Annotated in this window: 9 protein-coding genes; 3 read left to right on the forward strand and 6 right to left on the reverse strand. The window is 53.8% G+C overall.

The window, feature by feature from the left end:
* Positions 1 to 22 precede the first annotated feature (22 nt).
* Together glgX and glgB are read right to left on the reverse strand one after the other, a co-directional pair.
* Positions 23 to 1,999 (reverse strand): glycogen debranching protein GlgX, encoded by a 1,977-nt coding sequence (gene glgX, locus DMB82_RS18900; RefSeq protein WP_116162768.1) that lies wholly within the window; start codon positions 1,997 to 1,999, stop codon positions 23 to 25.
* On the reverse strand, positions 2,000 to 4,177 hold the full coding sequence (gene glgB, locus DMB82_RS18905; protein ID WP_167469138.1) for a 1,4-alpha-glucan branching enzyme: 2,178 nt from the start codon (positions 4,175 to 4,177) through the stop codon (positions 2,000 to 2,002).
* A 356-nt stretch (positions 4,178 to 4,533) separates the two neighbouring features.
* Here glgB and DMB82_RS18910 point away from each other — a divergent pair, with 356 nt between their 5' ends.
* Positions 4,534 to 6,252 carry a sensor histidine kinase gene (locus DMB82_RS18910; protein WP_102116903.1) on the forward strand — a complete coding sequence of 573 codons (1,719 nt, stop codon included), beginning with the start codon at positions 4,534 to 4,536 and terminating at the stop codon, positions 6,250 to 6,252.
* Positions 6,253 to 6,378: 126 nt separating this feature from the next.
* Here the strand turns inward: DMB82_RS18910 and DMB82_RS18915 are convergent, their stop codons facing one another.
* Both DMB82_RS18915 and asd read right to left on the reverse strand, forming a co-directional pair.
* Positions 6,379 to 6,882, reverse strand: coding sequence for a GNAT family N-acetyltransferase (locus DMB82_RS18915; RefSeq protein ID WP_116162770.1), 504 nt, complete (start codon positions 6,880 to 6,882; stop codon positions 6,379 to 6,381).
* Between the two features lie 95 nt (positions 6,883 to 6,977).
* Positions 6,978 to 8,081 carry an aspartate-semialdehyde dehydrogenase gene (gene asd / locus DMB82_RS18920; RefSeq protein WP_102116904.1) on the reverse strand — a complete coding sequence of 368 codons (1,104 nt, stop codon included), beginning with the start codon at positions 8,079 to 8,081 and terminating at the stop codon, positions 6,978 to 6,980.
* A gap of 298 nt (positions 8,082 to 8,379) precedes the next feature.
* Here asd and DMB82_RS18925 point away from each other — a divergent pair, with 298 nt between their 5' ends.
* Complete coding sequence (locus tag DMB82_RS18925; RefSeq protein ID WP_014916905.1) at positions 8,380 to 8,973, forward strand: YhgN family NAAT transporter; 594 nt, start codon at positions 8,380 to 8,382, stop codon at positions 8,971 to 8,973.
* 448 nt (positions 8,974 to 9,421) lie between these two features.
* Here the strand turns inward: DMB82_RS18925 and DMB82_RS18930 are convergent, their stop codons facing one another.
* A complete protein-coding gene (locus DMB82_RS18930) occupies positions 9,422 to 10,798 on the reverse strand; it encodes a GntP family permease (protein ID WP_103971693.1) in 1,377 nt (458 codons plus the stop codon).
* 158 nt (positions 10,799 to 10,956) lie between these two features.
* Here DMB82_RS18930 and DMB82_RS18935 point away from each other — a divergent pair, with 158 nt between their 5' ends.
* Entirely contained in the window at positions 10,957 to 11,469 is a 513-nt protein-coding gene (locus DMB82_RS18935; protein ID WP_102116906.1) for a gluconokinase, read from the forward strand.
* 9 nt (positions 11,470 to 11,478) lie between these two features.
* Here the strand turns inward: DMB82_RS18935 and gntR are convergent, their stop codons facing one another.
* Positions 11,479 to 12,474 (reverse strand): gluconate operon transcriptional repressor GntR, encoded by a 996-nt coding sequence (gene gntR, locus DMB82_RS18940; RefSeq protein WP_102116907.1) that lies wholly within the window; start codon positions 12,472 to 12,474, stop codon positions 11,479 to 11,481.
* Positions 12,475 to 12,488 lie beyond the last annotated feature (14 nt).

The following is a 12,488-nucleotide window of genomic DNA, read 5'->3' on the forward strand; positions in this document are numbered from 1 at the left end:
TTATTCTTTTAATGGCTTGCGCTTAGGCAGTCTGTTTTATCAAGACGCCTACCGCCTGCGCGTGTCCGTGCCAAACTCCACCCTCAGGCGGATTCGTTTCATCAAACGGCGGTGAAACCTGCCAGTGGCCTTCTGGCAAAATGAATGCTCCGGCATGCAAGCTGGCGTTAAACAACACGAGCCAACGACCGGAAAGTAAAATCTGTAGCTGATGCTCCCCCTGCTCCCACTGTTGCGGTGTCAAAGGCTGCCCTTCTCGGTTCAGCCACTGCACCGCGCCATCCCCTTCTTGCCACCACGTTGCCTGCTGTAATGCCGGAATCGTGCGACGTAACTGGATCAATCCGGCGACAAACTCACGCAGGGTGCGATCCGCATTGTCCCAGTGCAGCCAGGTTAATTCATTGTCCTGACAGTAGGCGTTGTTGTTGCCCTGCTGACTGTGTCCCAGTTCATCACCTGCCAGCAGCATTGGCGTTCCCTGCGACAGAATCAGCGTCGTCAGCAGCGCCTTCTGGCTGACCAGTCGGCGTTGAAGAACGTCGTCGTCCGCTTCCAACCCTTCCGTGCCATGGTTATTACTGAAATTGCTACCTGTGCCGTCGCGGTTACCCTCGCCGTTGGCGTCGTTGTGCTTGTGGTTGAAACTCACCAGATCGCGCAGCGTAAAGCCGTCATGGGCCGTCAGTTTGTTGATGGAGGCGTAAGGTCGGCGGTCGCGCTGTTGGAAGATGTCGCTGGAGGCAGCAAAACGGCGGGCAAATGTGCCAAGAGAAATGTCACCATGCAGCCAAAAGCGGCGCATGTCGTCACGGTAGCGGTCGCTCCACTCGGCAAACGGTGTCGGGAACTGACCGAGCTGATAACCACCATGCCCAATGTCCCACGGTTCGGCGATCAGCTTGCAGCCCTGTAAACGGCTATCATTTTTCATGGCAGACAGCAGCGGCGCGTCGGCGGTAAAATCCGGGGTACGTCCTAGCACCGTTGCCAGATCGAAGCGGAAACCATCAACGTGGCAGACCTCGCGCCAGAAGCGTAGACAGTCGATCACCCAATCCATCACCGCCGGATGATTCAGGCGCAGCACATTGCCACAGCCAGTCCAATTAGGGTATTCGCCGTCTTCACCCAGCCAGTAGTAGCTACGGTTGTCGATGCCTCGCTGGCACAGCGTGGGCCCTTCGACGTCCAGCTCGGCGCTGTGGTTAAACACCACATCCAGAATGACCTCGATGCCCGCGTGATGCAGCGCTTTGACCGCATCCCGAAATTCATTCAGTGCGTCGTCACCCGCGGCCAGGCTGTTATCGACAGCAAACGGCAGCAGCACGTTATAGCCCCAGTAATTACGCAGCCCCAGTTGCTGAAGCTGGGGTTCATCCGCATGCTGCTGCACTGGGAGCAACTCCAGCGCCGTCACGCCCAACGACGTCAGATAATCAATCATCACCGGATGGCCTAACGCCGCATAGCTACCGCGAATGTCTTCGGGAATATCGGGGTGCAGTTGCGTCAGCCCACGAACGTGCGCTTCATAAATCACCGTCTGATGCCAAGGCGTTTGCGGATGCTGGTCATCCTTCCAGTCGTAATCCTCAGCCGTAACGACGCACTTCGCCATGATGGCAGCGCTATCGCGTTCATCTCGCTGGTCAATCCCGCCTTGCAGACAGGCGTCATCCACCACCCAGCCATCAAGCTGGCGGGCGCACGGATCCAACAGCAGTTTATGCGGATTGAAGCGCAAACCCTGCGACGGCTCGAACGGCCCATCGACCCGGAAACCGTAGCGTAGCCCCGGCTGTGCATCAGGGAGATAGCCATGCCAGATATCGCCGCTGCGTGCAGTCAGCACGATGCGTTGTTCCTGCTGATGTTCATCAAATACACACAGTTCGACTCGCTCGGCATCCGCCGAAAACAGGGCAAAATTCACGCCATGTCCATCAAAACTGGCTCCCAGCGGCGTCGGCTTGCCCGTTTGCAATTCCGACATTTACGCCTCCTTCACCAGATACAGCGTGGCAAGCGGCGGAAGGGTCAGAACGAGAGAATGCTGGCGCTGGTGGCTGGCCTGCTCCTCGCTGTAAATCGTCCCAGTATTGCCCAAATTGCTGCCGTTGTAGTAGCCAGAATCCGTGTTCATCGCTTCTCGCCAGCCGCCAGGCTGGTTGATGCCGATTCGATAGCCATAGCGCGGCACTGGCGTGAAGTTACTGACCACCAGCACTTCATTGCCTTGCTCATCACGCCGAACAAAGGCAAAGACTGAGTTTTCCCGGTCGTCCACCACCAGCCATTCAAAGCCCTGCGACTGAAAATCTAGCTGATATAATGACGGCTGCTGGCGATAGTAGTGGTTGAGATCGCGCACCAGTGTTTGCACGCCACGGTGCCAGCCTTCCGCTTCATCTAGCAGATGCCAGTCCAGACTGGCATCGTGGTTCCATTCACGCCCTTGCGCAAATTCGCCGCCCATAAATAGCAGTTTCTTGCCGGGATACGCCCACATAAAGCCGTAATACGCGCGTAAATTGGCAAACTTCTGCCAGACATCGCCAGGCATGCGATCCAGCAATGAGCGCTTGCCGTGCACCACCTCATCGTGAGACAGCGGCAGCACGAAATTCTCGCTATAGGCATACAACATGCCGAATGTCAGCAAATCGTGATGGTATTTACGGTGAACCGGATCGAGCTGCATATAGGTCAGCGTGTCGTGCATCCAGCCCATATTCCACTTGTAATGAAATCCTAAGCCGTTGCAGTCTGGTGGCAGCGTGACGCCCGGATAATCGGTGGACTCTTCGGCCAGCGTGATCGCCGCAGGAGCCGCATGACCCAGCATGTGGTTGGTGTAGCGTAGGAACGAGATGGCTTCGAGGTTCTCTTTACCGCCGTAATAGTTCGGCACCCATTCGCCTTCGCTGCGGCTGTAGTCGCGGTAAATCATGGAAGCCACAGCGTCGACCCTCAGGCCGTCGATGCCATAGCGCTCCATCCAGAACAGCGCGTTACCCGCCAGATAGTTACGTACTTCATGGCGACCATAGTTATAAATCAGCGTGTTCCAATCTTGATGGTAACCTTCGCGCGGATCGGCATATTCATACAGCGCGGTACCGTCAAACTGTGCCAAACCGTATTCGTCGCCGGGAAAATGTCCCGGCACCCAGTCCAGCAGAACGTTGATGTCCGCCTCATGGAGCGCATCAACAAACGCTCTGAACTCCGACGCAGTACCGAAACGGCGCGTTGGCGCGTACAGCCCCAGCGGTTGATAACCCCAGCTACCATCGAACGGGTGTTCGTTAATTGGCATCAGTTCCACATGCGTGAAGCCCATGTACTGCACATAATCAATCAGTTGATTCGCCAGTTCCTGATAGCTAAGCCAGAAATTGTTATCCGTATGCCGCCGCCAGGAACCCAGGTGAACCTCATAAATGGAGATCGGTGAACGCAGGCCGTTCGCCTCACGCCGAGCGTCGCTGGTTGGGACTTTCTCTGGCAGCGGTGTAATCAGCGATGCGGTATCTGGGCGCATCTGCGCTTCAAACGCATACGGGTCGGCCTTCAGCCGCACGCTCCCGTGGCTGTCGAGCATCTCATATTTGTAGAGCTGCCCCGCTTTCACGTCCGGCAGAAACAGTTCCCAAATACCGTTTTCCTGTCGCAACCGCATCGGGTGACGTCGGCCATCCCAGAAGTTGAACTGCCCCACGACTGAAACACGCTGGGCATTCGGTGCCCAGACGGCAAAGCGCGTGCCTTCAACGCCGTCCAGCGTTTCCAGATGTGCGCCTAACCGCTCGTAAGGTCGCAGGTGGGTGCCTTCAGCCAAAAGCCAAATATCCATATCCTGCAACAGCGGGCCAAAACGGTAGGGATCTTCAATCACCCAGGTTTCTTCGCGCCAGGTCACGGCTAATTGATAGTGAAAAACCTTTTTCCGACGCGGCACCAGACCACAAAAAAAACCGCGACCATCCACACGTTCCAGCTCGACGATTTTTCGTCCATTGCTGGCATCCACAACCCAGACTGCCTGCGCATCCGGCAGCAGTGCCCGAACTTCAAGACCTTTGGAGGAATGATGCATACCTAACAGCGAAAACGGGTCGGCATAGTGCCCGGAAATAAGTAAATTAATCGCCTCAGAAAACGCTGGCATGGTATTCATCCTCTGATAAACCATTTAAATTAAATAATTTATATAATAAAAATCACAAGATCGCACTTACATTCAAACAAAAAACCCAATAAAAATAATAAGTTATTAGCACGCTAACAAATAATGATAACGTGTAAGAATAATCAATATTATGAAAGCATTCTTGCACAACACCCTCCTTAATTAAGCGTAGTCAAAGAGTGGAGAAATATCAGAGACATTGATTAAATTTTTCTGTGTATATTTATATGAATAAGTTATGACGCAAGACAATTAGCATTATTTGTTTAATATCGATTCGTTAATAGGGAAAAAGCAGTACAATTTAATGGATTTCGTGTGAAGAGACCCCGCCCATGGTTAGCCAGGTTGATCTGATTCTTTCCCTGTTACAGCAGATGTGCGTTTATCTGGTCATCGCCTATCTGCTCAGTAAGACACCGCTGTTCATCCCGCTGATGCAGGTCACCATCCGTCTGCCGCACAAGCTGGTCTGCTATCTGGTTTTTTCCGTGTTTTGCATCATGGGAACCTATTTCGGTTTGCATATAGACGATTCGATTGCCAATACCCGCGCGACGGGCGCCGTGCTCGGCGGCATGCTAGGCGGCCCTTCTGTCGGTTTTCTCGTCGGGTTAACGGGTGGATTACACCGCTATTCGATGGGCGGAATGACCGCGCTGGCCTGTATGTTATCGACGATTGCCGAAGGCTTGCTCGGTGGGCTGCTACACCGCTATCTGGCACGCCGCAACCGCATCGATTTGCTGTTTCAGCCCCTCGTCGTAGGGCTGACCGCGCTGGTTGCGGAGATACTACAAATGGCGATTATCCTGCTGGTCGCCCGTCCGTTTGATAATGCCGTTGAACTGGTTCGAGACATTGCTTTGCCGATGATGATCACCAATACCATCGGTTCTGCCATGTTCATGCGTATCCTGCTCGACAGACGTGCCATTTTTGAAAAATACACCTCCGCGTTTTCCGCCAAGGCACTGCAAATCGCCGCCCGCGCCGAAGGGGCACTGCGTCAGGGATTCAACCCGCAAAACAGTATGCGCGTTGCCCGTATTTTGTATGAAGAGTTAGGTGTGGGTGCCGTAGCCATTACCGATCGTGACAAGCTGCTGGCCTTTATCGGACTGGGCGACGACCACCACAACGTCGGCGCGCCTATCACGTCATCACATACCCGTCGGGCGATAGACAACAATCAGGTGGTGTACGCCGACGGCAACGAGGTGTCTTATACCTGTTCGGTTTCATCACACTGCAAACTCGGCTCCACGCTGGTGATCCCGCTGCGCGGTGAAGATCAGCGCGTTGTCGGCACGATCAAGCTTTATGAGCCCAAAAATAAGCTATTTTCCAGCATTAACCGCACACTAGGGGAAGGGATCGCCCACCTGCTTTCCGCACAGATTCTGACGGGCCGCTTTGAACAGCAGAAACAGCTACTGGCCCAGTCGGAAATCAAGCTGCTACACGCGCAGGTCAACCCGCATTTTCTATTTAACGCACTCAACACGCTGTCCGCCGTGATACGGCGCAACCCCGATCACGCTCGCCAACTGGTGCTGTCCCTATCGACGTTTTTCCGTAAAAACCTCAAGCGCAGCAACGATGAAGTGTCGCTCAATGACGAGCTGGAGCACGTTAACGCCTATCTCGAAATCGAGAAAGCGCGCTTTGCCGATCACCTGACGGTAGACATTTCGCTGCCGGAAGCGCTGCGTGAAGCGCGATTACCCGCATTTTCCCTGCAACCGATTGTCGAAAATGCGATTAAGCACGGTATCTCGCAGATGATTGAAAACGGGCACATCCACATCAGCGGACGCCTGCACGCCAACACGCTGGAGCTGTCAGTGGAAGATAACGCCGGCACCTATCAGCCCCGCAGCGGTGGCGATGGGCTAGGCATGAATCTGGTCGACCGCCGTATCAAAGCACGCTACGGCAACCGCTATGGCATCACAGTGGTCAGCGAAGCGGATAAATTCACCCGTGTCGAAGTGCGCGTTCCGCTGATCTCACCTCATCAGGCACTGGAAAAGCTGGATAGCGTGGCGTGATGGGTTAGATAAAGGCGTTGCGGGTTGGATACGTAGACAACCATGACGTCAGACTGAATCATCACAATTGCGAAAAATACGTATTGCGCAGTCGATCACGTACGCTTAATAGAGGGGGGACGACTCTTAATCTAACGGGTTTACTAAAGCCGGATGGATCTTTGATTGATACATATCAGGACGAGTAATCGCCCAAACATAGTTTTCTTTGTTAACCGGAGAATATCCTGCTTTTTCATAGAGCCATGGTGCAGTTGATGTCAGTAACATAATACGCCGCAACCGCTTAAGCACTGGGTGGTCAAGGCAGCATTCCATTAACCAGCTTCCCAATTTTTGCTGCTGATATTCTTCCAGTACATAAACATCACAGAGATAACCGAAAGTCGCAAAATCCGTCACTACACGTGCTAACCCAATCTGCTTACTTTCAGTGAATAACCCGAAATTAAGGCTGTTAGCAAGGGATTCCTGAACGGTATCAATATCAATGCCCGTTGCCCAGCTTGAACGCGTTAAATAGCAATGTATGGCATCAATATCCAGTAGATCGTTATTCGTTGTTACAACGAATTTCTGATTTCTCCAGGTCAATACCTGCGGCATCTCCTCTTCACTGTCGGCATTCATTCATTTCTATTTCCGATATAACGTGAGTATGAAACTGACGCAACACCAAACGATGTTGCGCCAGAAAAGCAGCAGAACGATAGCAAGATAACTAACTACAGCAGGATGCGCAGCATACGGCGCAGCGGTTCAGCGGCTCCCCACAGCAACTGATCGCCGACCGTGAAGGCGGACAGATATTCCGGCCCCATGTTCAGCTTACGCAGACGACCCACCGGCGTGGAGAGCGTGCCCGTTACCGCAGCAGGCGTCAGCTCACGCATAGTGATATCGCGATCGTTCGGCACCACTTTCACCCAGTCATTGTGGGTTGCAAGCAGTTGTTCGATTTCCGGCAGCGCCACGTCTTTTTTCAGTTTGATGGTGAACGCCTGACTGTGGCAGCGCAGTGCGCCGACGCGCACGCAGAGGCCGTCGACAGGAATGACGCTACTGGTGCTCAGAATCTTGTTGGTTTCCGCCTGACCTTTCCACTCTTCGCGGCTCTGGCCATTATCCAACTGTTTGTCGATCCACGGAATCAGGCTACCTGCCAACGGCACGCCGAAGTTATCCGTCGGCAGCGAACCGCTGCGGGTCAGCGCGGTCACTTTACGTTCGATATCCAGAATCGCAGAGGCCGGATCCTGTAACTCTTTCGCCACTTCACCATGCAGCGCACCCATCTGGGTCAGCAGCTCACGCATGTGGCGCGCACCGCCGCCAGAAGCCGCCTGATACGTCGCAGCAGAAACCCACTCCACCAAGTTGTTCGCAAACAGGCCGCCCAATGACATCAGCATCAGGCTGACAGTACAGTTGCCGCCGGCAAAGGTTTTGATGCCTTTATCCAGCCCCTGTTGAATCACCCCGTGGTTAACCGGATCCAGAATAATGATCGCGTCATCTTTCATACGCAGTGAGGACGCGGCGTCGATCCAATAGCCCTGCCAGCCACTTTCACGCAGCTTTGGGTAGACTTCATTGGTATAATCGCCGCCCTGACAGGTAATGATGATGTCCAACGCGCGCAGTGCTTCAATATTATAAGCATCCTGCAACACGCCTTGATGACCACCCAGTGCGGGTGCAGGCTCGCCATGCTGAGAGGTCGAAAAGAATACCGGGTGAATCACATCAAAGTCGCGTTCTTCGACCATGCGCTGCATGAGAACCGAGCCGACCATACCGCGCCAGCCAATAAAACCAACATTTTTCATGGTAACTGTCCTGCTTTGGGGGTAACAAAAAGAATTCTGGCTAACGTCGATAGCGCTTAGTGATTGCTGACTCAGTGATCTGCCGCAGAGGCTTGCGCGTGTCGTGTCGTAAACCCGTAAATAATTGTGTCGTTCAGCCTTACAAAATGTACATCAAGTCGCAAGTGAATTTATTCGATAGTACGCCGTTTTTCAGCAGTCATTCTAATATCATCAACCTGGCACAGGATAATCACGTTGGTCAGCCCATGAAGATGGCCCCGGTCAGGAAACAAGGTTTTGGGAGTAACAAACCAACATGACAGAAATGATCTCCGCAACGGTGCTGCTGTTGCTCATTATGGATCCACTCGGCAACCTGCCGATTTTTATGTCCGTGCTCAAGCATCTTGACCCCAAACGCCGACGCGTGGTGTTGATCCGTGAAATGCTGATTGCGCTCGGGCTGATGCTGATTTTTCTGTTCGCCGGTGAACGCATTCTGGCGTTCCTGAATCTGCGCACCGAAACCGTGTCGATTTCCGGCGGTATCGTGCTGTTCCTCATCGCGATTCGTATGATTTTCCCTTCGCAGGAAGGCAACAGCAGCGGTCTGCCAGCCGGAGAGGAACCGTTTCTGGTGCCCATGGCGATTCCGCTGGTTGCGGGGCCGTCGATCCTCGCGGCGCTGATGCTGCTGTCTCACCAGTATCCCAATCAGCTACCTCATCTGACGCTGGCACTGTTTATCGCCTGGACGATCTCATTCATCATCCTGCTAATGTCAGATGTGTTCTTGCGTTTGCTGGGTGAGAAAGGCGTGAGTGCGCTGGAGAAATTGATGGGATTGATTCTGGTGATGCTATCGACGCAGATGTTCCTCGACGGCGTGCGTGCTTATATGAAGTTATAGCTACGCAGTTACCCCCTCTGTCTTATACATAAATGCGCAAATTATTATGGGGTTGACGTTATCCGGCGTAAAAATTATGCAGCGGTGGGCATGACCACCGAGTGAGCGGCAGGGACGCCGCGAAAGACGATGCCGCGCCGGACAAAAACGTCAGAGACGTTTTTGAACAGCACTTGTGCTGGCCCGAAGGGCGAGCCCCGTTTATGGGGCGAGTAAGCGCGTCACCGTCGGCTCGAAAGGTGGTCATGAACGCCGATGGCACCGCGTAGCGGCATAATTTAGCCAGAAGCCTGGGGTCATGGGGCGAGCGGCGTTTGAGCCGCCCCATGTCGGGCGCGTGCTACGAAGTAGCATGAAAATAACGACATTATCGCGCACGAAACCATCTCTTAGTCGGCATAAAAAATGTGACTAAAAGCCCCCTCCACAAGGAAGGGGGTTAAACACATTAGAGAAGAATACTTCCCACTAACGCCAGCAAGAACGCGATGGTGCCGAGCAGCGTTTCCATCACCGTCCAGGTTTTCAGGGTCGTTTTCTCATCCATTTCAAGGAAACGACTGACCAGCCAGAAGCCCGAATCGTTCACATGTGACAGCACAGTCGCCCCACCCGCAATCGACACCACAATAAAGCAGAGATCGAACTGGCTAAGGCCGGGGGTCGCCGCCACTGTGGGCGCCATCAGCGCTGCCGTCGTCGTCAGTGCCACCGTTGCAGAACCCTGTGCCACACGCAGTGCCATCGACACCACAAATGCAGCAACGATAACAGGCAAGCCTGTATCTGCCAGTGCACCGGACAGCGCGTTGCCAATTCCGCTGGCACGCAGAACACCACCGAACATGCCACCTGCGCCAGTTACCAAAATAATGGCACAAATCGGACCTAACGCGCCGTCACAAATCTTTTCAAGATGTGCTCCGCTCTTACGACCGCTAAAGACCATCAACGCAAAGAACACCGTGATCAGTAATGCAACTGGCGTTTTACCCAACATGCGTAAGAACTGCACCACGCCGTTATCACCGCTCACTATTCCCATCACCGTTAGCGTATTCAGCCCGGTATCGAGAAAAATCAGCACTAATGGCAGCAGCAGAATACTCAACACCACGGAAAAACGTGGTGGTTTAACGGCCGTATCCGTTTCAACCGCAGACAAGAAGCTTGCAGGCAGTTTGATGTCGAATTTTTTACCTGCGTACAACCCATAGAGGTAGCCGCCGAAATACCAGGTCGGTAGCGCGATGATGCCCCCGATAATCACCAGCAGCCCGATGTTAGCACCTAACAATTCACTCGCAGCAACGGGGCCAGGATGTGGCGGTACCAGCGCATGCATAGCGGCAAACGCGCCCGCCGCAGGAAACGCATATTTTAGCGTCGAGCCACCGAAGCGCTTTGCCACGCTGAAAATAATCGGCAGCATAACAACCAGACCTGCATCAAAAAAGATCGGGAAGCCGAACAGCAGAGAAGCAACCCCTAACGCAAAAGGTGCACGATGTTCGCCAAATTTATTGATTAGCGTATCCGCCAGCACATTCGCGCCGCCGGTCACCTCTAACAGGCGGCCAATCATTGCCCCTAGTCCAACCAGCAGGGCAACGGATGCCAGCGTACTACCGAAACCACTTAGCAGCGTCGGCACAATCTTTTCGTAAGGTGTTTTTGTTACCAATGCTGTTACCAGACTGACGAGTGTCAGCGCCAGGAACGCATGGATTTTAAAGCGCATAATCAGCACCAATAACAGTGCGACTGCACCAGCGGCAATGGTCAACAACACACTGGCGCTATAGGCGGAGGTGATTTCTGTCATCGTTAATAATCTCTTTAGGGCACTCGGTCTGGGTTGGCTAATTGTTTGTGAGGTGTATCACATCATCATTTGATACCGGTAACATGATACGGGTAACATGTTAAAGTATGGAACCATTAAGTATCATTTAATTTACAGTTTGAGATAGAGATCAAATTATGTCAGGTCGAAGCATTATTCTGATGGGCGTATCAGGCAGTGGAAAATCCTCAGTTGGCGCTGAACTTGGCCGCGCCATTCAGGCAAAATTTATTGACGGCGACGATCTGCACCCGCGCGCGAATATCCAGAAAATGGCCAGCGGTACGCCATTGAATGACGACGACCGCGCACCATGGCTGGAGCGACTCAGCGATGTCGCCTACAGCCTGGCGCACAAAAACGAGACCGGCATCATCGTCTGTTCCGCGCTAAAAAAGCGTTACCGTGACCGCCTGCGCGAAGGCAACGAAAAGATGGTGTTTATCTATTTGAAAGGTAGCTTTGAGCTGGTTCTGGAGCGTCACAAAGCCAGAGCAGGCCACTTCATGCCGACAGAACTACTGAAAAGCCAGTTCGATGCGCTGGAAGAACCGGGTAGCGATGAGCCGGATGTCCTGAAAGTCGATATTGACGGCACCCGGGAAGACGTCGTGCAGCGCTGCGTTGATGCACTGCGCGCGGCAGGCTAACGCAGCGGCTTAGAGGCTTTCGCCGTCCAGCACGGTAAAGCCGACATCGACCCTCTCCTGCGTCACTGGCTCACCCCGCAGACGAGCCAGCAGTTGTTCGGTGCCGATGCGTCCCATGTGTTCACGCGGTGTCAGTACGCTGGCCAGTTTCGGCACCATCGCCTGACCAATGTCGTGCCCGTGGAAACCGGCTACGCCAATGTCATCCGGCACGCGCAACCCCTGCCGCTGGCATTCGAACATCGCGCCGACGGCTAAGTCGTCATTGGTGCAAAACACGCTGTCGACCTGCGGGTATTCCGCCTGCGTCTGCCGCAGCAGTTCGCCACCAAGCGAATAGGAAGACGCCCGCTCACTCATCACGCAATAGCGCTTAAGCCCGCTTTCCCACATCGCTTGCTCGTAGCCCTGACTGCGCATAATCGTACGCTCATCCTGACGCGCACCGAGATAGACGATATGACGATGCCCCAGCGCGACCATACGCAGCGTCATCTGTCGAGCGGCCTCAACGTTATCAAACCCGACAGCCATATCCAGACAGGGCGAGACGGAATCCATCAGTTCGACGACCGGAATACCAGCAACGTCCAGCATCTGGCGCGTTCGCGGCGTGTGAGTACGTTCGGCCAGAATAAGCCCATCGATATGATACGACAGCAGTGACGTCAGACGCTGTTCTTCTCTGTCAGGATGATAGCCATAATGCGCCAGCATGGTCTGGTAGCCGTGCGCTTCCGCCGTGCGTTCAATCCCGCGCAAGACTTCGGCGAAAACCTGATTGGTTAATGACGGCAGCAGCACGCCAATCGCTCGGCTGGTGGCGCTGGCGAGCATATTCGGCGCGAGGTTGGGGATGTAGCCCAGCTCATCCAATGCAATAGCGATCTTTTCCTGCAACGCGGCGGACACTTGAGCGGGATTACGCAAATAGCGGCTTACCGTCATTTTGGTAATCCCAACACGGTCAGCAACGTCTTGGAGAACGGGTCTTTTTTTCTTCATCGTCGACTAAAATG

Origin of the sequence: Pectobacterium aquaticum (assembly GCF_003382565.3) — a bacterium.
Classification (GTDB): Bacteria; Pseudomonadota; Gammaproteobacteria; order Enterobacterales; family Enterobacteriaceae; genus Pectobacterium; species Pectobacterium aquaticum.